The sequence below is a fragment of the Flavobacterium sp. 3HN19-14 genome (assembly GCF_051373205.1).
Lineage (GTDB): Bacteria > Bacteroidota > Bacteroidia > Flavobacteriales > Flavobacteriaceae > Flavobacterium.
This window is the reverse complement of record NZ_JBPPZT010000001.1, coordinates 2,809,537-2,835,126: the sequence shown is the minus strand read 5'-3', so window position 1 is coordinate 2,835,126 and position 25,590 is coordinate 2,809,537. Positions and strand designations below refer to the sequence as shown.

The window sequence follows — 25,590 nt, the reverse complement described above, 5'->3', positions numbered from 1 at the left end:
TTCAAATCGCTCGTTAAAGCGGCAAAGGATTTAGGGATTGAAGTCGCCATGGATTATGCATTGCAAGCCGCGCCCGATCATCCTTACGTAAAAGATTTTCCGCAATGGTTCAAATGGCGTCCTGACGGAACGGTGCAATATGCCGAGAATCCACCGAAAAAATACCATGACATCCAACCGATTTATTTCGAAAGCGGCGATTGGAAAAATTTGTGGAAAGAATTGCTGGACGTTGCTCTGTTCTGGATTGAAGAATGCGGTATAAAAGTGTATCGTGTAGATAATCCGCATACAAAACCATTCTATTTCTGGGGTTGGCTGATTGCTGAAATCAAGAAGAAACATTCCGGATGTGTTGTTTTTAGCGGAGGCATTTACAAGGCCGAAAATCATGAATGAACTCGCCAAGCAAGGCTTTTCGCAGTCATACACTTACTTCACCTGGCGCGATTCTAAAAAAGAACTGACGCAATATGTCGAAGAATTAACGCAGACCGAACAAAAAGAATTCTACCGCCCGAATTTCTGGCCGAATACACCTGATATTAATCCATTCGCTTTGCAAAACGGTAATGAATCGATTCATTTGCAAAAATATTTCCTTGCGGCGACATTAAGTTCAAGCGTAGGGATTTACGGCCCTGTATTTGAATATATGGTTTCAACACCGATGGCCGCCGGAAAAGAGGAATACCTCAACTCCGAAAAATACGAAGTCTACAAATGGGACTGGAGCATTCAGAACCGATTGACGACATTAATTGCACGCGTGAACCAGATCCGTAAAGAAAATGCCTCGCTTCAGCAAACCAACAATATCATCTTTTGCGATACTTCAGACGAAAAACTCATGGCATATTACAAATTCGACGATAACCGCGAAAACGAAACGCTCATGGTCGCCAGCCTCGACGCACACAACATCAAGCAAGGCAATATCAGGATTCCGATCATGGCGTTGGGCAACCAGCCGATTCATGTGACCGACCTGATCACGGGCAACAGTTACCATTGGGATAGGGAGTGGAATTTTGTCGAACTCCACCCATCACTGCCATTTCACTTATTTAAAATCCAACGCTGATGATTAAGGCCAAGATTAACGAAGACCAGTTCCAGAATCCTTTTGTTTTTAAGACAGAGTGGAAGAATGCATTTACGGATGCTGAATTCCTGAAGGTATTTTCATCTGATATTTTAGAACATTATATCGTCAATAAACGTTGGTATGGCGGGAAGGCGAGTACGCTTAAATACATCGAAGTGATTGATTCTTTCAAGATCGTTTCGAAGAAAAATACATATTACGGCGTTTTGCTTGAGGTGAATTTCAAGGAAGCATTTTACCAGCATTATTTCATGCCGGTGTCATTCATGTCAGAGGATGAACTCGACACCAATACCATCATCGCACCGGTGAAAATGGGCAGCCAGGAAGGATTTCTCGTTGATGCCTTGCATCAGGAAGATTTCAGGAAATTGCTGTTTGATAAGATTGCCGGAGTTGCTGACAAAGGCGATACGAAGGTGAAATTCCACCGTGGCAAGAAAATGCACGACAAAGAATATGTCTCGTCAAAATTCATGGGCGTAGAGCAGAGCAATACTTCCATCATTTATAACGGAAGCGTTGTTTTAAAGATCTTCAGGCGCATTTATATCAGCACCAATCCCGATTACGAAATCAGCCGTTTCCTGACAGAAAGGATGAATTTCAAAAGCTCGCCAGAATACAAAGGCAGCATCAGCGTAGCATTATCCGAAGGCAATATGACACTCGGATTGATGCAGGAATTGGTTCCTAATCAAGGCGACGCCTGGGCATTCATGCTTGAGGAAATCGACCGTATTTTCGACAATCTTAAAAACAAGAAAATCAAGACCGAAAAATTGCCGGATATTGAGTTGTTCAAAAGGCTCAAGATTAACGAAGTGCCGCACGAAATCATCGACTGGGCCGGACTTAGTATTTTCCTTCGCATCCATACACTTGCGACAAGGACGGCAGAAATGCACATTGCGCTCGGGAGCGATATTCATGATACTGCCTTTACGCCAACTACTTACAACGGCGATTATACCGTTTGGTTAAAGAACAGGCTGACGTACCAGTTCCAGAATCGTTTGAATATTCTGGAGAACAATTTGCATAAGCTTGACGGACTCGCATTAGAACTCGCGAATCAATTCCTCGACAATAAAAAGGAAATCAGGAAACTGTTCCTTGATTTTGACTGGACGAAAATGAAATCAGAGCGCATAAGGATTCATGGCGATTACCACCTCGGACAGGTGTTGGTCAATGGCGAAGATTTTTATTTATTGGATTTTGAAGGCGAACCGGAAAGTACGATTCGTGACAGGAAAGTCAAACAGCCGCCGCTCAAAGATGTAGCTGGGATGTTCCGTTCCTTCCATTATTCGATTTATGCAACAATCTTCAACAATAAAGATAAATATCCATACGAGCAGCACGAATTATTCCATGCCGGTGAGGTGTTGTTCAAGTATTTCGTAGGCGTATTTTTGCAGACATACACGGAAGTGGCGCAAGCTGGCAACCTCAACATCGGCTACCGCAAGGAAATCGACTTTTTATTGAAATATTGCATTTTGGAGAAAGCCGTATATGAATTGGGTTATGAACTCAATTCACGTCCGCGCTGGGCGGTGATTCCGTTAACGGGGATTGCGAGTATAATGGAGTTTGACAGTAATTGACAAAAAAATATTATGAATAAAAACCATTAAGATATCTTGATTATCAAGGTATTTTAATGATTTTATTTATTTCATATGGCAGCAGTTAAACGAGCACTAATTGAATATTTGAAAACCGCGATGGAAATCATTGCGTGTGGATTAATTCTTTACAGCTTCAGATGGCTGACCGTAATGCTATTCCTTGAATTCCAAAAGCCATTGATGCCATTAACAGGCATAACTTCATTAACACTTCAAAACCAAAGTTATCTGCTTTTCGAAGTTGGAATTCAAATAATCCTGACGCTTTATTACATAATGTGCTACGACATCGTCAGCCGCTTCATCAAAATCAATAGCATATTCCTGTTGTTGCTACTAATAAGCCCGTTGCTTTTCGAAATCAGCAATATCTTTCGCGACCAATCGTGCCTCGACCCATGGCTGCATCCGCAGATATTACTATGGTATCTGGCATTGAAAAGCCTTTGGACAATTCCGTGTATCTGGTTGTTGATAAAGTGGAAGGTGAATTGGAATGGCCGCAATGATTATACAGTCGTCGCTTGCGGATTTCTAATTTACCACATCCTGAAAATCGGTTTAATCTGGAATATCTGAAAATCTACAAAAGTTTCTAAAAAAAACTTACATTTGGTTAATTCAACTCCTATTCCAAATGCTGATCGTTTAATCTAATACCATAGAAATGAAAAAAATATACCTCTTCTTTTTTTATTCAGCATCCAGTTAAATGCGCAGTGTTTGTGGAAATCTATAGATTCTGAACCATATCGCATAACAGGAATTAAAGACGATAATACTTTATGGAGTTGGGGAATGTTGAAGCCTGACTTATTCGGTTAGCGAGCCTGCGCAGATTGGCTTTGATAATGACTGGATAAAGGTCAGTCTTGGCTATTCTCACACTTTGGGGCTTAAATCTGACGGAACATTGTGGGCATGGGGGTACAATCATTTTGGAGAATTGGGAATACCTTACGACCCGAATATCAATAATTTATTGCCCGTGCAGTTAGGTACATCAAATAATTGGGTGGATATCTCAACGGGATCAACGCATTCTTGCGCAATAAGTGATGACGGAAGATTATGGACCTGTGCCTTAATAATTACGGTCAATTAGGGGATGGAACTTGGACTAATAAGAGTATTCCGGCTCAGGTTGGCACCGATACAGATTGGGTAAAAGTACAGGCGAATGCAACCGTAACAATGGTTATAAAAAGTAATGGTTCCCTGTGGGCATGTGGTAGCAACACTTTGGGAGAATTGGGAAACGGAACGCTTACGACCACAAATGTTTTGACGCAAGTTGGAAATAGTGCAGATTGGAAGTCAGTTAAAATAGGTGGGCACCATTGTATTGCACTCAAGAATGACAACACGTTGTGGGCATGGGGTTACAACTTTGCCGGACAATTGGGAATTGGAACTTTCGCTAATGAAACAAATCCGGTTCAGGTCGGAACCGAAAGCAACTGGAAGGAGATTTCAGCAGGTAGCAACGCCTCCTACGCTGTAAAAGAAGATGGTACACTTTGGTCTTGGGGTCAGAATGTTTATGGTGCTTTAGGCAATGGTACAATTCCAAGTGAGTCTGATTATGTAAGCATACCAACACAAATTACAACTGCAACCGATTGGGAAAAATTAATTGATCACTCAATATTTACTGCTTATTCTATTAAATCTGACCAAACCTTATGGGGTTGGGTCACAATCAAAGTGGCCAGCTCTTAGTAGGTGACCCCGGTTATGGCACATCACAATTATCGCAAATCCTGCAACCACAATTGAACAACTGTCAAGTGTTTTTCATTCCGGCGTTAGGTATAAGTGATGCTGCTGTTGATAAGATTTCAGTTTACCCGAATCCATCTTCAAAATTTATAAACCTATCGAATCCGTCGCATAAACAAATAGATGAAATCATCCTCTACAGCATAAGAGGTGAGAAAATTAGGGAATTTAACCGTCCGCAAGAGCAGATAGACATTTCTGACTTAAGTAACGGCGTTTATTTTATTAAACTCTCTTGCGAAAATCAAATGTATCAATTAAAATTTATCAAAGCATAAATTGGCCATCTGTCAGACTGCGAAAAGCAGGTTATTGCTGAAAATCGAGTCCGATGTCATAAGGTTATAATACCACTTTAAAAATGCTTCAGAAAATTAAATAAAATTGAAGTCTTCAGTCAGAATTTAACCCATAAAATGAACCAATCCGAAATCAATTTAAGAAACAAGATGCTTACCGGCATGATTGCCACGCCCGTAATCCTGTTGCTGTTTTCGCTTTTGGCTTCGCCTGATGCGCTTAATATATTCGGCTATGCAAAATTAAATGCGTCGTCGATATGGGCATCCAGATTATTTTATTGGCTGTCACTTGCCGGTTTATGGTATTATGTTGTAAAAGTAGAAAAGCAACCCTTCCTGCTTTGGAAAGACCGTATCTATACTATAATCGAAGGCATTATTTCCGTTGTTGCCATTTTATTTTCATTATTCATATTGGTTGTTTTCCTGGGTATTGGAATGAAACTATTAGGCCTCAACAACGCCAGTGCTAAGATGGTTCAAATGCTCGCTATTTTTCGCGACAATAAGCTATTGCTGATTTTCACCGCTCTTACCGCCGGAATTGTCGAAGAATTTATTTTTCGCGGCTACATGCAACCCAGAATGGAAATCATTTTTAAAAGCCCGTTCCTTGCTATTTTTGCTTCGTCATTGATTTTCGCAATCCTGCATATTGGTTACGGTACCATCATCAATGTAATTGGCCATTTATCATCGGAACCGTTTTTGCGGTATATTACTGGAAATTCCGCAACATCAAAATCCTGATGATCTGCCATTTTTTATGGGATTTTATTTTGTTGTATATGCAATCGGGGAGAGGCTGATTGAAATCTTAATATTACATCCACACGTCAGTTCGAGTTTTCCTCAGTTCGAGCTTTCGTCAGTTCGAGTAATTTCTAAAGAAAAGCTGTCGCATTTCTTTACTCAACTCGAACTGACGAGATTTCGAACTGACGCCTGTAAAATCCAATCAAAAAATAATTAGTTTTATAAAAACTATTCGCCATGCAACTATCCTATGTCTACATCTTAAAATGCAATGATGATTCTTATTACACAGGAATCACTTCTAACCTTGAAAAAAGGCTCTGCCAACATCAAACAGCTTATTTTCCTGAATGTTATACCGCTAAAAGACGACCTGTACTGTTAGTATTCTACGCAGAATTTACCGATATAAATTTTGCAATTGACAAAGAAAAACAAATAAAAAAATGGTCAAGAGCAAAGAAAGAAGCATTGATTAATGGTGATTACAACTCTTTATCAGGCTTATCTAAAAAGAAATTCTAATATTTATTGCCTCCACCCGTCAGTTCGAGTAATTTCTATAAAAATGCGTCAGCTTTTTTATAGAAATTGTATCGAGAACCTTCAGCGCACCAAATGTTCTCGATACTTCCTAAAGAAAAGCTTACGCATTTCTTTACTCAATTCGAACTCACGAAAGCTTGAACTGACGATAATAAATCAATATCATCACCCGTCAGTTCGAGTAATTTTTATAAAAACGCGTTAGCTTTTTTATAGAAATTGTATCGAGAACCTTCAGCGCACCAAAGGTTCTCGATACTTCCTAAAGAAAAGCTTACGCATTTCTTTACTCAACTCGAACTGACGAAAGCTCAAACTGACGATAATAAATCAATATTATCACCCGTCAGTTCGAGTAATTTCTATAAAAATGCGTCAGCTTTTTTATAGAAATTGTATCGAGAACCTTCAGCGCACCAAATGTTCTCGATACTTCGTAAAGAAAAGCTTATGCATTTCTTTACTCAACTCGAACTGACGAAAGCTCAAACTGACGATAATAAATCAATATCATCACCCGTCAATTCGAGTAATTTCTATAAAAATGCGTCAGCTTTTTTATAGAAATTGTATCGAGAACCTTCAGTGTACCCAACGTTCTCGATACTTCCTAAAGAAAAGCTGTCGCATTTCTTTACTCAACTCGAACTGACAAATGGCGGCGTAATCTTATACTTAAACGAAAACAATACCAACCCCACTTTCGATTTGATATTGAATCTTTCAAACAGCGCCGAGCGGTAAGCTTCGATAGATTTTACCGACAGCCCCATAATCGCTGCCATCTGGTCATAGGTATATTCCTGCTCGTCGCAAACCAGCGTCAGGAAATCAAGTTCGCGTGCCGAAAGTTGTATGCTGGTGCGCGCATCATCACTTTGTGGCGCTGTGTAATTCCGGATGCGCTTCAATATCTCAGAAACATTCGTATAACCAATCTTGACGATATTGTCAATGGCAAATTTCAGGTCTGCCGCCGTACAGTTTTTATGCAGGAAACCACGTGCGCCATGGTGATAGGCAGCATCGATGATCTGTTCGTCAAAATGTTGGGTAAGCAGCAGTACTTTGTAATCACCTTCAAGTGTTTCGAGCGCTTTTAATACTTCCACGCCGTTCATATTGGGCATCGAATAATCAAGGATAAAAAGCTGTGGCGGGTTTTCCATAGGTAATGCCGCGAGAAAATCCTCGCCGTTTTCAAACTCACAGATTACTTTATAGCCGTTCATTTTGTGCAGCAATTCCGTGAGGCCGTGGCGCACGATCTTGTGGTCGTCGATAATGCCTATTGTGGTTTTTTCCATTAGCTTGTACTTTGTTCTGAAAGTGTCGTTACGGTACCTTTTCCCGGAGCTGTATCAACGGCAATTGAATAACCGATGATTTCCGCCCTGCTGGCCATTCCCTGTAATCCGAGTGTCGCCTTATTGAGCTGGCTGTCACTGTAAACAAAACCTGTCCCGTTATCAGTCATTGTCATTTTAAAGTGCGGCGAAGTGCGGATGTCGATATGCAAAGCGCTGGCTTTCGAATGTTTTAAAACATTGTTGAGCAATTCCTGAAAGATGCGGTAAATTACAATTTTTTCATTGGTATTGAAAGCTTTTCTGGCATCATCATTAATCATAAAATCGACCGAAAGCCGCGGATTTTTCTGAACGCGCAACAAATCGCTTTCGATGGCCTTGAGCAGATCGCGCTGCAGCACAACCTGGTTGTTAAGCGAATGGCTGATGCTGCGGATGGATTCAGACAACTGCCCGGTTGAAACCGTAAGCGGCTCCAGTATTCCTGCAAGTTCAGGCGAGTCGAGCTTCAGGTTTTCAATCTGGAAATTTATGTAGGTGAGTTGTTGCCCGGCATCGTCGTGCAGGTCTTGCGAGATGTTGTTGAGGACTTGTTCCTGGGTTTCTATTATTGTAGTGTTGAGGGCTTTTTGGAAGTCGAGGTCTTTTTGGTAGATGAGTTTTGTGTAGTTTTTGATTTTGGTGAAGTAAAGACGTATAAATACTACGCAGAAAAGTAATATCAGCGTAACAAATACAACAGCGATAGCAATACCTAAAGCTATTTTATACAATTCTTGTTCTCCTGTATTCACGGAATATGTATAAGTTGATTAGTACGTAATAAATGACATTGATATAGGTTACGACAAATACCCATAAAGTAACATCGTCGAATAATTTTATATCAATAATGTCGCCACGGAAAGCGAGCATAAAACTCATTCCGAAAAAGAAAATTACGGGAGAAAACAACAAAAGATAGTCGTTTTCCAGAAATGCGTTTACATTTTCATTCTTTAAATCCTTGATGTTTTTCAACATAAAAATGGTTAGGTAAATGAAAGCACCAATGACAAATGACATGTAATTGAACTTGTTTATGCCTTCGCCCAAAATGAGGTTTACCATACCAGAAATCAGAAAACCCGGAATAATGAATTTTGTAACATTGGTATTCTTTCTTACTGCTTTCAGTACAAGCATTATCCACAACGACTGGTGGCATACAATTCCAACACTCTGTATGAGTTTTGAATTTAATTTGTAATACAACGCCAGCGGCACTAACAATTCTGTCAAAAAACAGGTTAGTAAGATGACCCGGATGTATTTGTTTACTTGCTTATTTTTATCCAGCACGATAAATGCTGCAATGAAAGTCAAGGCAACAAGTATTTTGATTGGGGTGTAATATTGAGATAATAGTTCTGTCAATATGTTATATCGGGGATTGATCTGTATTCGTCTTTTTTCGAGGATGGTCAGAGAAATCATAAAAAATTGGGGAAGAAGAACCATCAACCTTCACAAATATCCTTTCAGTGCCGTTTCGTCTCGCATACAGAAAAGTTAACTGTGGCGTGCCATCGTAAAATAATGCCCTGAGAAATGGAATTGAATATACTTCCGCATTCGGAGTAAAAACAGCCACTCGTTTGAAACTGCTGATTTGCCCGTTTACAATATTAAAGCCAATATAGCAACCATAATTGGAAATACCTGATGTCATCGACTCAAAATCTGCACGGGTTAAAGGCAAGGGTGTTTTCGCGGTATTAATATCAGCGATATTTAACGCATACACGTGCGCCTGCTTAACGACCGCCCTAAATGTATCATCGTAGCATATTTCCTCTCCGTTTGCCCTCAACCATGCTGCACCGGTGTTGGGGTCTGTATTATTTGGATAGCTGGTTATGGAAACGCATGCTCTAATCGGTTTGTCAGTTTGGGTATTGTCGTCAGTTGGACATTTGCAATCGCAGCATACTGCTGTAAAAAATGCGAAAGATAAAAGTATAGTTTTTTTCATAATGTATTTCAAGCTTAAATAAATGTTACATTGTGATTATTTGATATTACATGAATGGATGGTCAGAAAAGTCATAAGTCCTTACTGTCTGAGAATCATCAGTTCCAAGTACAATAATACTTTTTGTACCTTTTTTTGCATCATAAAATTTAATTTTACAAGCTTCGCCGTTAGCACTTTTCTTGGCTATACTTTTCAATAAAGCGATTGCATAACTATTATTATTTGGATCAAATGTTCGTGTGTGCTTAAGTACGATGTCGTGATTGGCATCAAATGAAAGTTCGACAAAATTATTATATCTGTCATTAGTATAATCGCAACCTAATGCGGTAATTTTCCCTTTTAATTGTGCTAAAGTCATTTCTGAATAGGCAACACCTAATTGATAACCTGCAGGCGGAGGACTAATTAGATTGTGGACATCAATTATACTTTGTGCGGAGGCGTCATAATCGATATAGTCGCCATTGCATTTTAACCACATTGCTTTTGCGTAATTTTCAGGAGTATCCCTGATTTTTTCAATATCTATAAAAGCTTTTGTCGGTTCAGTAGCATTCAAGCATAAGTAATCTTTATTGTCTAGTTCCCATTTTGAATAATTAGGAATTGACGCCTTTGTAAGTACAATTGTACCGGACAAGCGGCCGCAATAGCTCTTCTCTCGGTCTCAGAATCATCAACCGGAGGTGCTGAATTTTTTTCGTTGCATGCTAATAGTAATAAAATGATGACTGAAAATAGTTGTTTTTTCATGATTAAGAATTTAAAGTTATCATTCAAAGTTCAGACTTATTGAAAATTTATAGATAGGGCAATCCCTATTAGTTTAATAATGTTTTCCCTGTTAAAGTTATGCCGCTAAAATATCAAATAATCCTTAGTATTGTAACTATTCAGCTGATTTTTTGCAGGTTAGGGTAAAAACTTCCCTGAAATAGGCATTTCCCTAATAGTGCCGACCAGCGCCGAAATAAATTTGACTTAATAATCCTAAACAAAACATCATGAAAACAATTAAACTATTTACCGTATTGGCATTACTAAGCTTTTCTACATTTTTTGGTCAAAAAGCCAGTGATGTTCTTGAAGATGCTATTAATATGAAAAATTCACAATACATTTTATTCGATAAGACTGAAAAAAAAGAAAGCAGTGACAAAAGGATTGATTTTGAGATTGTCAATACAGGAAAAATAGGATTTGTCAAGGATTCTATTATTTTTTTAGTTGGCGGCAATCTGGTTAAGACATTTATAACGCCGCTAAATCCTTTAGATTATAGTTTTGAGGGTAAAAGTGAACTTAAGCCAGATGAAATTGATGTTGCAGCAGCCGACGCTTTAAAATCATTGACTTCTTATGCTGATGGTTATGTTGGGTTTACAAAGCAAAATAAAAACGCATCTGGCAGGGTCATTAGCCAAGAATATCCTTGTAAATCTGAGTTTGACACTTTAAACATTTTATACAATAGTATTAAAAAAGAGCTTGAAAATGATTTGAAAACCAAAATTGCTGCAACTTTTCAAAATCTTAAAAACCTTGATTTCGTTGATAAAAGTACCACTAAGGCAGGAATTGATATTGCTAAAAGTGAATTAGCAGAGTATTTGAAACATTATACTGATATTGATTTAATGGTGGAGTTATTTAAAAGTAAAATTTCTGAGTTTGGCTGTGGAAACGGAGATTATAATTTTGTAATACAGGGTCTTTTCGAAGAAAAAGTTAAAGATATTATTGCAGTAAAAAAGGAGCAATTCAAACGTGTTGAAAATTTAAAACTAGCATACAATTCAGTAAATAAAACTTATGAGTTGGCAAGCAACCCAAAAAGATGCGGTGATTGGTGCCTGCCTGTAAATCCGAATACGCAATTGGAAAAGGTAAAATTGCATTTTATACTTTGACTATAAAAAAGGCCGGATACAGACTTTCAACTGCAAGCGACAAAAAAATGTCAGCAGATGAAATTATTGCAGAAGATGGCGCAAGCAAGTTAGAAAAAGTGGTGCGCTTTAGAAAATTCAGGCGCTTTATTCCTGAAGTATCTGCAGGTGTTGCTTACACAAATCTTGATTTTCCAAAATATGATGCGGTAACAGATGATGCAACTGGCGATTTAAAAGTATCTAAAATTGGAAATGATAATGTAAAACGGCTCAACCTGACAGTCATGATAAATTACAATTATTTTATAGAAAATTCCGACATACATCCTTTTGTTCAACTTGGTGCCGGAATTAATACTGATTTTCCAACGCTGCTTCTTGGTGCAGGTTTACGTTTCAATGCTTTTAATGGCGGAAGATTTGCCTTGTCCTGTGGTTTTGCAGGTAGCTGGATAAAATCTTTAAAAAGCCTCAAAGTAGGAGATATAGTAACGAGAGTGCCGATGTGGAAAAAGATATTCAATATGAATTTGCGAAGCCAAAATTATATTATGGAATACAGTACAACTTTTAAATAACATTAAATTGTAAAATATGAAAAATATAAAATTAATTATTACAGCAGCAGTATTTATCACTTTTGCGCAACCGCTTTTTTCACAACGAAATTGCGGTAGTGACGCCTACCAAGATCACAATTCAAAAAAATTTCCTGAAGTTGCCAAACGACTTGAAGCGCTAGGTCGCTATGAAAATTATGCTGATTCTGTTGCAAAATATAATCAGATCATTACAATTCCTGTTGTAATTCATATTGTTTATAAGACACAACAACAAAACATTTCAGATCAGGAAATAGCCAAACAAATCAAAATTCTTAATGATGATTTTAGTGGAGTTAATGCCGATTTATTTAATGTTCCTAAAGATTTTAAACCTTTTATTGCAGGAGATTGTAAAATCCGTTTTCGTTTAGAGAAAGTCTTTAGAGTTAAGACCAACAAAGATTATTTTTATCAATTTAGGGATGATATAAAATTCTCTGATTCAGGAGGTCACGACATGGGACTTTACAGCAGCAATCTTTACTTAAACATTTGGGTTGGTAATATCATTGAATCTAAACCTAATGATTTGGCAGGATATGGCACTTTTCCGGGTGTAACACCAGCTATTGTAGACGGAGTTGTAATCCATTATAATGTTTTTGGTACTGCGGGAAATGATCCAAATTTAAATAAAGGTCGCACCGCAACCCACGAGATTGGTCATTGGCTAGGACTTTATCATCTATGGGGAAACACTTATTGGGATGACGCAGATTGCGCCGACGACGGAATTAGTGATACGCCACCACAACAAAAGGCAAATTTTGGATGCCTTACTTATCCGAAATCGTGTCAATGTCCACCCTATAATCCATTTGGAGAAATGTTTATGAACTATATGGATTATGTAAATGATTCGTGTATGGTGATGTTTACAAAAAAGCAAATGGAACGTATGCGCGCCAATTTCATACCTGGCTGTCCGAGAGCCGATATTGTTCGCGGAAATGAGTTTAATATAGCCAATGTAGAGACTTGGCAGGAATTAAAAAAATCGGCTCCCCCAGTAATCGATGCTTTTAATAAAGAGGTTTTATCATGGAAAACTGTTGACGGCGCAGTTAATTATACTATTAGCCTGAAGTCATTACTGGATAACACAGTTACTACTTTTACTACAAAAAAAGCAGCAGCTTCTATTCAAGGATTAGAAACAGATAAGCTATATGAGATTGAGGTTACCGCTAATAAGCAAAATGATACTAAAACTGTCAGTAACCCTATCTTGATTAAAGATCAGCAACCAAAAGAAACAATATCTTTTTCTCCTCAGTAAAGATTTTATTACACGATTATTTTGTGAATTATAGTATAAAATTCGGAATGTTGCTTTTAAGATAGCCAAGAATCATTTAAAAATATTCAATCAATGAGCACAAAAAAAAACCGCACGCTCTCATGCGGTGTTTCAACATGGGTGTATGACTTCATCACGGCCTTTAGCCTACAGCAATATCCCGTTGGTTATTTATTCCAATTCGCCGCTTTTTAGCGCCAGCCTGCCAACCTCAATACCCTCTGCAACAACCCGCTCTGGATTGCAAGGTATTCTTCGCAGCCAATGCTTTCCAAATGCGCCACCTGATCCTTCTCCGCTTGGACAAGCTAAAGTTCAATAACTCTTATCGAATAGAAAAAGTATGCCGGCATTCTTGACCTGCTTTGTATATTTTTAAAGGAATCGCAAAAAAAATACAAACCCTACGTTTTTTTTGTTAAATTTAACAATTAATCCTAAAACTTAACCAAATGAAAAACAATTTCAAAAACATCGCGCTTGCATTACTTTTAACCTCTGCTTGTGCTAATGCACAACAGTGGATAGGCAGTAATTCCCCAAATGCCGACATCACAAGGACAGGTAACGTTACAATCGGAACTTCCGCTGCGCCAACTGCCACCCTCGACGTTCGGGGAACGGTACGGTTGCAGACAATAAACAATGATGAATCCGCCAAGAAAGTGATGATGATTGACAAAGATAACCTGGTGGTTTACAAAGACATCAGTACGTTATTTACCATCGGCTGTGCCACGACCAACTACCTGACAAAACGTACATCTGCCGGAGGCTTGTCCTGCAGCAGCATCCTCGACGATGGCTCAAAAGTCAATATCGGTACCGGAACCAGCACTATCTTTGACGCCACTTCGCTAAACGTCGGGAAAAACATAAAGGTATCAGGTACTACACAGATGGCAGACAACGCGTTCGTAGTCACTACAGGCTCGCTCCCTACCAAATACCTGTATTTTAAGAACGACAACAAGACATCCCCGTCTAATATCTGGAAAATGGGAAACACGCGTTATAACAGCCCGGATCCATATATCACTTACAACGGATTTTCTTTGATAGAAGGCGATACCAACGTGACGAGGCTGTTTGTACAGGACGGAACGGGAAAAGTGGGTATCGGCACCGTAAGCCTTAATTGCACCGGTTGCGATGATTACCTGCTGTTCGTAAAGAAAGGCATCAAAAGCGAAAGGATCAAAGTAGAAATCTCCGGACTTGGCGGCTGGGCAGATCACGTCTTCGCAAATGACTATAAGTTAAGGCCCTGTCTGAAGTAGAAAAATATATCGATGAAAACAAGCACCTGCCGGAAATCCCGTCTGCTCAGGAAGTAGTTGCCAATGGTGTCGACCTGGCGAAATGAACAAGCTGTTGCTTCAAAAGGTAGAAGAGTTGACACTCTACATCATTAAACAGGAAAAAGATGCAAAAAAGCAGGTCGCTGATTTTGAGGCGCTGAAAGCCCAGGTACAAACGTTACTTGAAAAAAAATAATTAGCTGCAATGATGAGAAGCATGAAAAAAATGATACTGACGCTGCTGCTGGTAAGCACCGCAGCCGCGACATATTCGCAGCGGACAGATACCCCGCGGGTCAAGGAAACAGGCTTCAGGGACTTTTTCGATGGCGTTTACGACAATTACGGAAATAAATACAAATTTTCCGAAATAGAGGTCAGGACACCAAAAGGTGCAGGAAGGGAGGCGCTCGACATCAATGCCAGCACGTTAATGTGCAATCCGGGGATTTTTGATGTTTACTTTGAAACAGGAAGCGGGATGAGCAGCACGACAGACCCGGTGCAGATTGCCCGGCGTAATGTCGTTTGTACAGCGTTGCAGGACATCTCCAATTTTATCGTATTGCCAACCCTCCAATCCGGCTCCAATGCAAGGGTACGGATTTGGGTGAGGAATATTGCCAGCATACCGGGAGTTCCGGCCGGGGTTTTAGGACTGGTTACACCATTCTTCACCTATCCGAGCATATACCCTAATCCGAATCCTGTTGGCGGAATTGCCGATAACGAAATCTGGAAAACACTTCACACAGGAAAAGATTCCTATACCAGTATCTTAGGTATCAATACCGCGACAACCGGTGGTACCTACGCTGGCGACGGAATTTTTTTCCACGGAATGATGGCGTTCAACTTCAGCGGTTCAACCGTCTGGAATACCGACCTTTCAGTTCCTGCAGCTGTTGGTCAGCAAGACCTCTATACTGTAATTTTACACGAGATGACACACACGCTCGGTTTTGCGACACGTATTGGCGTTGACGGCGTGCCGAATTCAGGGAGCAGCTATTATTATTACTCGCGCTATGACCAGTTCCTTAACTACGCGGGAAGTAGCCCCATACCGCTGATTTCGAACACCAATGCGTCAAGCTCTATGTATAATTATAGATTCAATACCAGTGGAGGTGTACCGGTCTCATCACTGTATCCTGGCTGTACGGCGCCTTCACATACCAATACAGCCTACCCGTCGATAATACGGTTTGCAATACGGCTATCAGGTATATTGGCGGTGCCGGAATAAACGTTCCGGTCTATACACCGCAGTGTTTTGAATCTGGCAGTAGCCTGAGCCACTTTGATGACCAGTGCATCGATCCGCCCAACACCGGTAACAATACTTATTTTACGATGAGTAATGCCAACGGGGCGGGTGTCACAAAACGTTGTTTGAGGGCGCAGGAAAGGCAGGTACTCGCAGACATTGGATACACACTGATGCCCACGTATGGCAACAATGCCATCGTCGCCGGAAGCTATGCAAGCTACGGGAGTTCGCCATCGGCAAGTTTTGACGTTGGAGGTGTCAATGACGGGGTTGATGCTGCCGGGAATTTAAGCTATGTAGCAATAGTGGGCGGTTCGAATGTAATCCCAACCTCGGAACTGACCGGCTTATTGACGAATGACCGTGCCGCTGCAAGTTTCGAAGGCCTCGAAGATTTGACAGATCCCAATGCATTATTTATACCGGCTTCCGGTACAAACGGAACTTCGATAAACTACATTTCCAACGTTCCCGGGATGCATCTGGTGAGGTACGTACCCGTAAATGCTGCCAATCAAAGAGGAAATATTACTTATGCTTGCGTATATGTAGTGGCAACGGGCACACCTGCCTGGGGATGTGAAATGGTCAGGAATGGTAATTTCGAAACTTATTCATCCTTACCCACTAGCCCGGGACTATCGAAAAATGTACCGGGTGGTCATCTGCCAGCGTAGGCAGCCCAGATTATCTTCACGCCGATTCGACGGTCAATTATCTCAAGGTTCCTGCAATGTATACGGCTACGAATACGATGCGGTAGCGGGCAATAAAGGGTATTGTTCAATGGGGGTTTTTGATAATAGCCTTGAAAATATCGTGTCGAGGTTGGCAACACCTCTGGTGGCAAACACGCCTTATGTACTGACTTTTGACACTTCACTCGGGGACTTTGCAGGAAATCGGGTTGCACCTATCCAGGCCTATCTTAGTACAAGCTTAAAAATTAAGGCCGACTATGGCCATATATCGATCACCAATCCCGCCATGCTTTTTTCGTCTTCTCCAATCAGCACCCGCGACGGTTGGGAAACGGTCACCATTACAATCCCCGCAAGGCCTGTTGCCGGAGAAGAGTATCTTTATCTCGGCTTGCTTACGCTTCCTGCACAGTCCAGTATTGGCATGGCACCTGCAGAACCAAATTGCAGCACGACCCCGACGGCATCTTCAACGATGGGAGTATACCTGTTAGACAACGTTAAACTGGTTCCAACTATTGGCACTTTGAACCTGCCCGACAATTCTTGCGGCAATACAAATATAACCAATCTGGATACTTACCTGCAGAATGCCCCGGGCGGAGGCACCTATTCAGGTGAAGGTATCGTATACAATAATGGCGTACCTTTTTTTAGTGCAGCAGCGTTCCGGAGAGACAGGTAATAAGGTCATAACTTATTACTATACGGTAAATGGCTGTAATTTCACAATTTCAGACCAGATAAACGTAAGCAGTTGTGTAGACCCAAATCCTGCGCCTGCACCGGTAAGCTGCCCGCCTTCTTCCGCTTATAATACTATCGAGCCATACGTCACGGCAAACTATCAGGCAACGAATACCATTACGGTCAGCGGCAATTATGCGCTTGATATGGCAGACAATATTACAATGCGTGCAGGAACATCGATTGATATATTGCCCAACACGAACCTGCAATTTGGCTCAGAGTACCTCGCTATAATCCAGCCGTGCGTTATGCAGCGGCCACTGTCGGCTGAAGAAACCGCAAATGACATTGAGGTTGTTGGCGAATCAATAACGATATATCCAAACCCTACCGACGGGAAGGTTACGCTAATTTCAAAAGACGCCGATATGGCTAAAGTCCGTGTAACGGCAATCGACGGGAAATTAGTATATGATGGCCAGCTCAAGGGACAGCGCAGTATTGAAATTAATCTTTCTGACTACGGAAGCGGCATATACATCATTTCAATTGAGACCTCCGAAGGCAGGATTACAAGAAAAAAAATCATCAAAAATTAATCTTAAACGGGGCATTAGCCCCGTTTTTTAATTATCTACGAAATGACAGACCGAAATATCATATTGCAAAAAATATAAAGTTACAGAGAACCAACTTGCCATTTTTGTAATCATGCACAAATGTTCTCGATATACCGCAATGACTAACTAACGCAAATCATACGTTCTCCGTCAGTTCGAGTGATTTTTGAAAAATGCGTCAGCTTTTTTTATAAAATTGTATCTTTTCGTCAGTTCGAGTGATTTTGCAAAAAATGCGTCAGCTTTTTTTTGTAAAATTGTATCGAGAACCTAAGAAGCACAAATATTTTCGATACATCGCAAAAAAACCGAACACATTTCTTCACTCCCCCGAAAAGTCGGGACGAACCAAAGGTAGAATTACTGCACAAAATCCCATTACTACGCCATCAAACATTTAAAATCACCCAAAAGTATGACCTGCCATTTTCGCAAAGTACCCACCTTTGTCTCATAATCATAAACAAATAAAAATGAAAAAAACAACACTAGTCACCCTCGCACTAATCGCAACTTTTTGCCTCGGCTTCGGCACCAGTAGTATGATGCACCCGCAAAGCCTCGGCAGTAGGAGCAAAACAAAAATCCATCAACCCCAAAAAGCAAAAGACATGAAATTAGGCGCTTTCTCACTAAGCCTCAACGTAAAAGACCTGAAAGCTTCTAAGCAATTTTATGAAAGCCTCGGTTTTAACTCGTTTGGCGGAAGTCTTGAAAGCAATTATCTGATCATGAAAAACGGCAACGCACTCATAGGAATATTCCATGGATTCTTTGAAGGCAATGCATTGACCTTTAATCCGGGTTGGGATGAGGATGCCAGGAACTTCGACCCATTTGACGATGTCCGCTTTATACAAAAGCAATTGAAAGCTGATGGCATTAAGTTAAAAGAAGTGGCAGATGAGAAAACCACTGGGCCTGCCTATATTACATTGTCCGACCCGGATGGGAATTTCATTTTAATTGACCAGCACCGATAAAAAAAAATCACGCCCGTAGCGTCTTGTCGCTTCGGGCGTGAAATTAATAGTAGGGTAGGATGGAGCCAAGTTTATCGGCTATGAGGATGATTACACTTACAGTAATGTTTTTTACCGGAAAATTACATAGCCTCCTTAATCTTCTTCGATCCTTCAAGATGCATTTGTATAGTAGGAAGGTATTTCGTCGCAAACGCACTTACTTCCGCGTCATCAAATTCCGCGGCTTTGGTAAATTTGCGCACATCCCTTTTATGATCAATCGTAATCATCTTGATAAACTTCTTATCGAAATCGGTACCGGTTTTTTCTTTTAGTTTATCGAGTGCTTTGCTTTTTTCATTACTGATTGCCTTTGGAAGTGTAATGTTTTTAGCCGCGGCAACCTTATTGAGTTCCATCATCAGTATTGCCTCGTCTTTTACCATATAAGCACCATAATCGCGAATGGCTTTTGTAGTGCCACGTTCAGCGGCAAGTTGTCCTTCCTGTGTGTCCATCATACGGGCATCGGCCATTTCACGCAGGAATTTTTCAACGGCTTTATCATTTTCAAAAGGGCGATAATAAGTAAAAGAACTGAGACCGCAGATAAGTAGTAAGAAGTACAAATTTTTCATAACTTTTTTTTTATTTAAAGTTCTGAAATTGTAGTGGATACAATCTTACACAATTACGTTGAATTAGTGCAACATTCATTACTTATCCGAACTGAATGCAATTGAATCGTGGGCTAAGGCCACAAACTCCTTACTATTTATTTTTTCTTTCCTTTACCAGCGACTTTCTTCTCAACTTTTTTCTTAATAACGGCATATTCCTTTTCTCCCGTTTTCGCATCCTTGATAAACGCATCGCCATTCCAATACATGGCAATCAGCCTGTTCAGGGCTTCAAAGCGCTTTACGTCTTCCGGATGCGTGGCAAAGCTTCTTGCTTTGTAATCATCAGCCTGCCAGGTAAAGAAGGTATTCGCAATATCGGTAACCTGCTCGACGTCGGTTTTTTTCTCGGCCTTTTTGGTATCGTCTTTCTTTTTATCTGCTAACAATTCTTTTTTGGTTTTTTGTGTTAATGTCGGATTCTTGACAGGAGTAGCCGCGCCAAGAATCTGGTTGAGTTTCTTCGCGATCAGTGGCGCCTGCCGTGGGTCGTAGCCCGCAAGTGCCATCAGGCAAAGTCCCACCCGGTCAGCCTGGTATTCTTCGTCGACTGAATAGGTAGACAGGTTCTTTTCCATCATGTTTTGCGCGGCTGCTGCGATTGAACCAGTAGTACCCTTGAGGCTTTCTTTGTCTTTTTCATTTTTTTTCTCGTCTTTGCTTTTCCCTTTGAAAAGCTTATCACCGAATTTTATTACACCTTGCGCCGCATCGCCAATCAAGCCTTTGTTTTTCAATGCATTCTGCTTGTCCTTTGCATCTTTTGAAACATGCTCATAAATGGCATGTGCAATCTCATGTGCCATCAAGGCAGCGAGCTGTGCTTCATTATCGATAGAACGCAGCAGTCCGGTATATACATACGACAATCCGTTTGCCCGCATGTTCGTGTTTACGGCATCATTCTCTACAACAATAAATATAAAATGCACTTTCTTTTTGATATGTGGCGGCACAAGCTTTTGACCTAAGTCGTCTACATAATTCTGCAGCGCAATGTCATTTACGATCATACCATGCGGTGTTGGATCGCCCAACAAGTTCACTCTTTTGCTTTTGACACTCCAATCAGGATAGAATTTTTTATACTCTGCCTGGTCAACGGTATCGGCAGCTTTGTCTGCTGCAGTAACGTCTTCTGGTGAGACTTCAAAACTGTCAGCATTGAGCGCCCTGTCTTCAAACTTACCGCTGATATCGGCAAAATCGCCTGCCTTAAGTTCACTGACAGCCTTGAATTTCTGATTATAGTATCCGGTCTTGTGCTGGCGCTTGCCTTTAATGATGGTGTTTTTAACAAGCCTGACCCGGTTACCGTCGATGTAGGCATCTTCACCGACTATTGAATCGATTCGTCCTTCAAAGCTATTGCGCTTATCAGGTCGGATGATAGTGAGTTTCAACGCCTGGATGTATTGGTCGACCTTAAATTTATAGCCTTCAACCCTGATTTCATCATTGCTGCTAATGTCTTTGACGCTAAGTGCTTCATCGTTCGAGCTGGTAACAACAGTACTATCTAACCGAATCACATCGCGGCGGATTTCGTTGTCTTCGATGAAGTTCACAAGCAGTAGTTTTTGGCATAATCGATGTTCTGCACAAATCCTCTTTTCGGCTTGATCATGTCTGGCAGGTCTTTCACAGCCTGTGCTTTGGCGAATGTAATTATCAAAAGGAAGAACGCTGTCACTAAGATGCGGGTAGTTTTCATATCCGTGGTTTAAGATTAGTCAATGATGATATTGTGGTTGAGGTAATAATTGGCACAAAGGAATTCCTTCATTTCAGGGCTTACCGGCCTGAGTCCGTTACAGAAACTTTCATAATCTTTGCGTATGGCTTCAGCTTCTGCCTGGCTTGCAATGGTAAAGTAACGGTCAATCGTATGCTTTTCTTCAAGAGAAGAATATACTTCCCAATGGTAAGTACCGGAAACTGGATTTTCAAGTGTAATGGTGCCGGAACGAGGGACTATCTTGTCATAAATTACCTTACCGGTTTCGTTATTGGTCACCTTGATACTATAATCAGTAACCTGCAGATTCGGGATTCCATTGCAGGCGTATGCTTTTGGATAGTACCGTGGCAGAATCGGCGGGAAATGATTTATCGGTTTCGGCAACGGTGCTGTTGCTCCTGTCTTCGTTCTCAAGACCTTTTATCGCACCGTGCACTTTGGCCGGGTGGATGGTATTGTTTCGATACACCTGATGATAACGCATGATGTAATCAAAAATATTCGTCGTTGGAGTAGTGGAGCTCGGTTTCTTAAGACTGGTCGTCATAACCTTTTTAGGCTGGACTGCTACCGCCAGCTTTTTGAGCAAATCTGCGGTGGTCAGCTTTGTTGCAGCTTTCGGACTGATTTCGGCAAACTTTTGCGTCACAGCGTTAAGCACCAGTGAATGAGAATTTTGTCCGAACAATACGATACTGTTAGCCACCAATGGATATAAGACTGCCTTTTCGAGCTTTTCGGCAGCGTTTAACTTTACGTCACCGTCTGATATAAGCAGGAAGAGCTGTTGGGCGCGAACTTTACCAGACGAAAGCAGTAGTGTGCAAATCAGGACGCACACCCATTTGATTGGTTGTAGTTTTTTCATATAATTTTATAATTTAAGACACTTAAAATTCGCAGGAATAGCCGATTTTTCTTTTTTGCCGCTTTTAAAGATTTTTGACACTTGCTAAGTAATCGTTTCAATTCTTCGTGCAATACTGTAAGCGGCTCAGCAAATATTTCCCATAAAGCGATGCATAGCAGGAATTGACCAGTCCGCAAATGTATCCCGACTTCCATTAACCAGATTATCAAAAACATCAATACTATTAAAAGCACCGGTTTGATTATGCATTTAATTGGAAACTGCCACTGCTCTTTGATGTGTGCTTCCATATACTTCCCCAGCAGAATGAAAAAGAATACCAATATCCATGCAATAATTTTCCAACCAAATCCTTCTGTATCGAGAATATGGTCTTTCTGCTCAAGCATCGTCAGCGCATTGGCATGAATTACTGCTCCGGGCATTACCGGCAGGCGATTTGATAGTATAGTGTCGGTTGGAACGCGCTGCTTGTCCCTTATATCATTCGGATTTGACATGTACGGACTCCCGAGATGGCCAACAATGATGGTGGCATCTTTCAGCAGTGTTTTCAAAGCTTCCACCTGCAGGCTGTCCTGTATCAGCGCCGCGCCTTCAATCGCCGGGAACATAGAATCGAGAGGCGTTCTCTTACCAGTATCTTCAAGAACATCGTAAAATCCTCTGCCTCTGGTATAATAGCGCAACATGAAATGACCAGCCTCCGGATTAACCGGCTCACGGGATGCGACATTATGCAGTACCGAAGCGAACGAAGGAGTTGGAATTGTATCATCTCCGACAATATTGCTATAATAATATTTGCGAACGGTTTCGCCCTTAGTAATCGGAAAATCGCTGGCACCAAAAAGTCGAGAAGGTTTATCATCTTTAAAGATTGAGGCGCTGTCTTCCCGTGCCAGAACGATATTGTTATTTTTAAGAAGCGCGCCAAGTTCAAGGTCAATCAATGGGTCTTTGCGCTCTTCAAATACGATGTCAAGGCCAATGGCTCTTGGGTTGTAGGATTGTAAATTGCTGATGAGTTGGCACAATTCAAGACGGAAATTGCCCTGGTCAAGCGAACCGGTATTGACCAAGATTACACTTTTCTTTGTTTGGTTCCATTCTTGATTAATCTGATAGGCGGCATCGCTGAGGTCAATATCTGCAACAGCCAACTCATTAATCCTGATGAGTTCTGCGGGCAGGCGTTCAGTTAACTTTTCAAGTAGCCAACCCGAAAGTGCCAATAACACAACCACTACGATCAGCGGCAACAGCCTTACGTCATGTTTTTTGGATTCGTCCATTGTTTTGAGATTGGAGTAAATTTAAGAAAAAATTTAGATTTTCACAGTATGTGTTTAAAAATCAGTTAAAAAGACTTTTCAGACAATTATAATAAGCAGCGTTGTTTAAAGTATATCTGCGGTAGCTAACAGATTGCCAAAAATTTCGCTCGAAATGACGCAATATTAAAGGCAATAAAAACAATTTTCACATCGAAAACAAATCAAACCCAAAATTTTACTATGTTTATATTTTGAATCCACAACCAACCCGATATGAACAAAGTAATCTCGCATTCGCTTTTCACAGATTTTGACATTTCACTATTTAAAGGTGGGAAACATTTCCGCCTCTACGAAAAACTCGGCGCACACGTTATTGAAGTCGATGGTGTAAAAGGCGTATACTTTGCCGTTTGGGCACCCACTGCAAGAACAGTTTCTGTAGTCGGCGATTTCAATTACTGGATTCAGGGTGAACACCAGTTGCAGGTGCGCTGGCAATTCTTCAGGTATCTGGGAAGGATTTATCCCGGGTGTCGAAATGGGTTCGCGCTATAAATACAAAATCCAATCCGACAACGGCGGTATCATCACTGAGAAAGCCGACCCGTTTGCCTTATACTGCGAACATCCGCCGCAAACCGCCTCAATCATCTGGACCTCGATTACAAATGGAAAGACAAATCGTGGATGGAAACCCGCAAAGACAAAAACGGTCTCGATAAACCGTATTCCGTTTATGAAGTGCATTTGGGTTCCTGGAAAAGAAATGCCGAAGGGAAATTCCTGACGTATCTCGAACTCGCCGAAGAGCTCGTGCGTTACGTAAAAGAAACCGGTTTTACCCACGTCGAGTTCATGCCCGTAATGGAATATCCTTACGACCCATCCTGGGGCTATCAACTGGTAGGGTATTTCGCGCCGACATCGCGTTTCGGGAAACCGCAGGATTTTATGGTTTTAGTCGATAAATTGCACCAGGCCGGAATTGGCGTCATCCTTGACTGGGTGCCGTCGCATTTCCCAGACGATGCACACGGACTCGGATTTTTCGACGGTTCGAATCTCTATGAGCATCCCGACAGAAGAAAAGGCTATCATCCCGACTGGAAAAGCTTGGTTTTTAATTACGGAAGGAACGAAGTACGCTCTTTCCTGATCAGCAACGCCATTTTCTGGCTGCAAAATTACCACGTAGACGGATTGCGTGTCGATGCGGTCGCTTCGATGTTATATCTTGATTATTCAAGGAAAGATGGGGAGTGGGAGCCGAATATTTTTGGAGGAAGGGAAAATCTCGACACTATCAGTTTCCTCAAAGATTTCAACGAAGCTGTCTATTCGACTTTTGAAGGTGTACAGACAATTGCCGAAGAAAGCACGTCTTTCCCGAAAGTGTCACGCCCGACATTCGACGGCGGACTCGGCTTTGGCATGAAATGGATGATGGGCTGGATGCACGATACATTGAAATATTTTCAGAAAGAATCTGTCTATAGAAAATACCACCAGAACGATCTGACTTTCGCGATGACTTACGCCTTCTCCGAAAACTTCATGCTGCCGTTATCTCACGACGAGGTTGTATATGGAAAGCACTCCATCTTAGGAAGAATGACAGGAGACGAATGGCAACGCTTCGCAAACCTCAGATTGCTTTATGGCTACATGTTCACACATCCCGGAAGCAAACTATTATTCATGGGCGCAGAATTCGGTCAAAGCCGCGAATGGAATTTCGAAGGCAGCCTCGACTGGCATTTACTCGAATTCGGTTACCACGAGGGCATCAAAAAAACAATTACCGACCTTAATAATTTATACAAAACCCAACCGGCACTGCACCAAAAGCAATTCAGCCCCGAAGGTTTCGAATGGATCAGCTATTCCGACCACCAGAACGCCGTGATGTCCTACATCCGCAAAGGCGAAAACCCAAAAGAAGATGTAGTTGTCGTTTGTAACTTCACGCCGGTCGTGCGCACCAATTACCGCATCGGCCTCCCGAAAAAAGGAAAGCTCACCGAGATCTTCAACTCCGACAGCACACAATATGGCGGAAGCGGCGTTTCAAACGGCAAAGCTGTCAAAATCGAAAAGGAAACCTGGAACGGGCGTGATTTTTCTGCGGAGTTGGTTTTGGCGCCGTTGAGTGTTATGGTATTTAAGATGTCTTAAAAGAAAATAGAACCAAGAGTCAAGAATCAAGACCA

General features: G+C 41.1%; 31 protein-coding genes and 2 pseudogenes. 22 read left to right on the top strand and 11 right to left on the bottom strand.

Features of this window, described 5'->3' with window-relative positions; genetic code table 11:
• The first annotated feature begins 48 nt into the window (after window positions 1-48).
• The 10 genes and pseudogenes from ACSLFW_RS15295 (at window position 49) to ACSLFW_RS15250 (ending at window position 6,110) form a co-directional block, all read left to right on the top strand.
• Entirely contained in the window at window positions 49-399 is a 351-nt protein-coding gene (locus ACSLFW_RS15295; protein ID WP_436556482.1) for a hypothetical protein, read from the top strand.
• The gene (locus ACSLFW_RS15290) at window positions 392-1,084 is read left to right on the top strand and encodes a hypothetical protein (protein ID WP_436556481.1); all 693 of its coding nucleotides are present in this window, start codon (window positions 392-394) and stop codon (window positions 1,082-1,084) included. Before ACSLFW_RS15295 ends, ACSLFW_RS15290 begins: the two co-directional genes overlap by 8 nt.
• Entirely contained in the window at window positions 1,084-2,721 is a 1,638-nt protein-coding gene (locus ACSLFW_RS15285; RefSeq protein ID WP_436556480.1) for a maltokinase N-terminal cap-like domain-containing protein, read from the top strand. Before ACSLFW_RS15290 ends, ACSLFW_RS15285 begins: the two co-directional genes overlap by 1 nt.
• A 120-nt stretch (window positions 2,722-2,841) precedes the next feature.
• A complete protein-coding gene (locus tag ACSLFW_RS15280) occupies window positions 2,842-3,324 on the top strand; it encodes a hypothetical protein (protein ID WP_436556479.1) in 483 nt (160 codons plus the stop codon).
• Between the two features lie 229 nt (window positions 3,325-3,553).
• Window positions 3,554-3,850: a hypothetical protein gene (locus ACSLFW_RS15275; RefSeq protein WP_436557469.1), complete on the top strand. Its 297-nt coding sequence runs from the start codon at window positions 3,554-3,556 to the stop codon at window positions 3,848-3,850.
• Window positions 3,817-4,467 (top strand): RCC1 domain-containing protein, encoded by a 651-nt coding sequence (locus tag ACSLFW_RS15270; protein ID WP_436556478.1) that lies wholly within the window; start codon window positions 3,817-3,819, stop codon window positions 4,465-4,467. The genes ACSLFW_RS15275 and ACSLFW_RS15270 overlap by 34 nt, the downstream gene beginning before the upstream one ends.
• Window positions 4,437-4,805, top strand: a complete 369-nt coding sequence (locus ACSLFW_RS15265; RefSeq protein ID WP_436556477.1) for a T9SS type A sorting domain-containing protein — start codon at window positions 4,437-4,439, stop codon at window positions 4,803-4,805. Before ACSLFW_RS15270 ends, ACSLFW_RS15265 begins: the two co-directional genes overlap by 31 nt.
• Before the next feature lie 138 nt (window positions 4,806-4,943).
• Window positions 4,944-5,489, top strand: a pseudogene (locus tag ACSLFW_RS15260) (CPBP family intramembrane glutamic endopeptidase); the annotation flags it as partial.
• Window positions 5,462-5,638: a CPBP family glutamic-type intramembrane protease gene (locus tag ACSLFW_RS15255; protein WP_436557468.1), complete on the top strand. Its 177-nt coding sequence runs from the start codon at window positions 5,462-5,464 to the stop codon at window positions 5,636-5,638. The pseudogene ACSLFW_RS15260 and the gene ACSLFW_RS15255, both read left to right, overlap by 28 nt.
• Window positions 5,639-5,822: 184 nt before the next feature.
• A complete protein-coding gene (locus tag ACSLFW_RS15250; protein ID WP_436556476.1) occupies window positions 5,823-6,110 on the top strand; it encodes a GIY-YIG nuclease family protein in 288 nt (95 codons plus the stop codon).
• Between the two features lie 659 nt (window positions 6,111-6,769).
• Here the strand turns inward: ACSLFW_RS15250 and ACSLFW_RS15245 are convergent.
• Genes ACSLFW_RS15245 through ACSLFW_RS15225 form a run of 5 tightly spaced genes read right to left on the bottom strand, consistent with a single transcriptional unit; the run spans window position 6,770 to window position 10,020 of the window.
• Window positions 6,770-7,438, bottom strand: a complete 669-nt coding sequence (locus tag ACSLFW_RS15245; RefSeq protein WP_436556475.1) for a response regulator — start codon at window positions 7,436-7,438, stop codon at window positions 6,770-6,772.
• Window positions 7,438-8,235 carry a sensor histidine kinase gene (locus tag ACSLFW_RS15240; RefSeq protein ID WP_436556474.1) on the bottom strand — a complete coding sequence of 266 codons (798 nt, stop codon included), beginning with the start codon at window positions 8,233-8,235 and terminating at the stop codon, window positions 7,438-7,440. The genes ACSLFW_RS15245 and ACSLFW_RS15240 overlap by 1 nt, the downstream gene beginning before the upstream one ends.
• Window positions 8,207-8,857, bottom strand: a complete 651-nt coding sequence (locus tag ACSLFW_RS15235) for a hypothetical protein (RefSeq protein WP_436556473.1) — start codon at window positions 8,855-8,857, stop codon at window positions 8,207-8,209. The genes ACSLFW_RS15240 and ACSLFW_RS15235 overlap by 29 nt, the downstream gene beginning before the upstream one ends.
• 4 nt (window positions 8,858-8,861) lie before the next feature.
• A complete protein-coding gene (locus ACSLFW_RS15230; RefSeq protein ID WP_436556472.1) occupies window positions 8,862-9,455 on the bottom strand; it encodes a hypothetical protein in 594 nt (197 codons plus the stop codon).
• Between the two features lie 46 nt (window positions 9,456-9,501).
• Window positions 9,502-10,020: a hypothetical protein gene (locus tag ACSLFW_RS15225; protein WP_436556471.1), complete on the bottom strand. Its 519-nt coding sequence runs from the start codon at window positions 10,018-10,020 to the stop codon at window positions 9,502-9,504.
• A 445-nt stretch (window positions 10,021-10,465) separates the two neighbouring features.
• On the opposite strand from ACSLFW_RS15225, the gene ACSLFW_RS15220 reads away from it, so the two are divergent.
• The 11 genes from ACSLFW_RS15220 to ACSLFW_RS15170 all read left to right on the top strand — a co-directional run bounded on the left by ACSLFW_RS15220 (window position 10,466) and on the right by ACSLFW_RS15170 (window position 18,826).
• The gene (locus tag ACSLFW_RS15220) at window positions 10,466-11,371 is read left to right on the top strand and encodes a hypothetical protein (protein WP_436556470.1); all 906 of its coding nucleotides are present in this window, start codon (window positions 10,466-10,468) and stop codon (window positions 11,369-11,371) included.
• Between the two features lie 47 nt (window positions 11,372-11,418).
• On the top strand, window positions 11,419-11,931 hold the full coding sequence (locus tag ACSLFW_RS15215) for a hypothetical protein (RefSeq protein WP_436556469.1): 513 nt from the start codon (window positions 11,419-11,421) through the stop codon (window positions 11,929-11,931).
• Between the two features lie 16 nt (window positions 11,932-11,947).
• The gene (locus ACSLFW_RS15210) at window positions 11,948-13,237 is read left to right on the top strand and encodes a zinc metalloprotease (protein WP_436556468.1); all 1,290 of its coding nucleotides are present in this window, start codon (window positions 11,948-11,950) and stop codon (window positions 13,235-13,237) included.
• Window positions 13,238-13,330: 93 nt separating this feature from the next.
• Window positions 13,331-13,453 (top strand): hypothetical protein, encoded by a 123-nt coding sequence (locus ACSLFW_RS15205; RefSeq protein WP_436556467.1) that lies wholly within the window; start codon window positions 13,331-13,333, stop codon window positions 13,451-13,453.
• A 257-nt stretch (window positions 13,454-13,710) separates the two neighbouring features.
• Window positions 13,711-14,538, top strand: coding sequence for a hypothetical protein (locus ACSLFW_RS15200; protein ID WP_436556466.1), 828 nt, complete (start codon window positions 13,711-13,713; stop codon window positions 14,536-14,538).
• An 82-nt stretch (window positions 14,539-14,620) separates the two neighbouring features.
• A complete protein-coding gene (locus tag ACSLFW_RS15195) occupies window positions 14,621-14,755 on the top strand; it encodes a hypothetical protein (protein WP_436556465.1) in 135 nt (44 codons plus the stop codon).
• 21 nt (window positions 14,756-14,776) lie between these two features.
• Window positions 14,777-15,808 (top strand): hypothetical protein, encoded by a 1,032-nt coding sequence (locus ACSLFW_RS15190; protein WP_436556464.1) that lies wholly within the window; start codon window positions 14,777-14,779, stop codon window positions 15,806-15,808.
• A gap of 107 nt (window positions 15,809-15,915) precedes the next feature.
• The gene (locus ACSLFW_RS15185) at window positions 15,916-16,509 is read left to right on the top strand and encodes a hypothetical protein (RefSeq protein ID WP_436556463.1); all 594 of its coding nucleotides are present in this window, start codon (window positions 15,916-15,918) and stop codon (window positions 16,507-16,509) included.
• On the top strand, window positions 16,490-17,218 hold the full coding sequence (locus ACSLFW_RS15180; protein ID WP_436556462.1) for a hypothetical protein: 729 nt from the start codon (window positions 16,490-16,492) through the stop codon (window positions 17,216-17,218). The genes ACSLFW_RS15185 and ACSLFW_RS15180 overlap by 20 nt, the downstream gene beginning before the upstream one ends.
• Window positions 17,172-17,822, top strand: a complete 651-nt coding sequence (locus ACSLFW_RS15175) for a T9SS type A sorting domain-containing protein (protein WP_436556461.1) — start codon at window positions 17,172-17,174, stop codon at window positions 17,820-17,822. The genes ACSLFW_RS15180 and ACSLFW_RS15175 overlap by 47 nt, the downstream gene beginning before the upstream one ends.
• Before the next feature lie 494 nt (window positions 17,823-18,316).
• Entirely contained in the window at window positions 18,317-18,826 is a 510-nt protein-coding gene (locus ACSLFW_RS15170; RefSeq protein WP_436556460.1) for a VOC family protein, read from the top strand.
• A gap of 122 nt (window positions 18,827-18,948) precedes the next feature.
• Here the strand turns inward: ACSLFW_RS15170 and ACSLFW_RS15165 are convergent, their stop codons facing one another.
• The 6 genes from ACSLFW_RS15165 to ACSLFW_RS15140 all read right to left on the bottom strand — a co-directional run bounded on the left by ACSLFW_RS15165 (window position 18,949) and on the right by ACSLFW_RS15140 (window position 23,395).
• Window positions 18,949-19,446, bottom strand: coding sequence for a DUF4142 domain-containing protein (locus ACSLFW_RS15165; protein ID WP_436556459.1), 498 nt, complete (start codon window positions 19,444-19,446; stop codon window positions 18,949-18,951).
• A gap of 137 nt (window positions 19,447-19,583) precedes the next feature.
• Window positions 19,584-21,056: a M48 family metalloprotease gene (locus ACSLFW_RS15160; RefSeq protein WP_436556458.1), complete on the bottom strand. Its 1,473-nt coding sequence runs from the start codon at window positions 21,054-21,056 to the stop codon at window positions 19,584-19,586.
• Window positions 21,053-21,202 carry a hypothetical protein gene (locus ACSLFW_RS15155; RefSeq protein WP_436556457.1) on the bottom strand — a complete coding sequence of 50 codons (150 nt, stop codon included), beginning with the start codon at window positions 21,200-21,202 and terminating at the stop codon, window positions 21,053-21,055. The genes ACSLFW_RS15160 and ACSLFW_RS15155 overlap by 4 nt, the downstream gene beginning before the upstream one ends.
• Window positions 21,203-21,217: 15 nt before the next feature.
• Entirely contained in the window at window positions 21,218-21,505 is a 288-nt protein-coding gene (locus ACSLFW_RS15150; RefSeq protein WP_436556456.1) for a hypothetical protein, read from the bottom strand.
• A 13-nt stretch (window positions 21,506-21,518) separates the two neighbouring features.
• Complete coding sequence (locus ACSLFW_RS15145) at window positions 21,519-22,097, bottom strand: hypothetical protein (protein ID WP_436556455.1); 579 nt, start codon at window positions 22,095-22,097, stop codon at window positions 21,519-21,521.
• Complete coding sequence (locus ACSLFW_RS15140) at window positions 22,094-23,395, bottom strand: CHASE2 domain-containing protein (RefSeq protein ID WP_436556454.1); 1,302 nt, start codon at window positions 23,393-23,395, stop codon at window positions 22,094-22,096. The genes ACSLFW_RS15145 and ACSLFW_RS15140 overlap by 4 nt, the downstream gene beginning before the upstream one ends.
• A 255-nt stretch (window positions 23,396-23,650) precedes the next feature.
• On the opposite strand from ACSLFW_RS15140, the pseudogene glgB reads away from it, so the two are divergent.
• A pseudogene (glgB, locus tag ACSLFW_RS15135) lies at window positions 23,651-25,555 on the top strand (1,4-alpha-glucan branching protein GlgB).
• Window positions 25,556-25,590 lie beyond the last annotated feature (35 nt).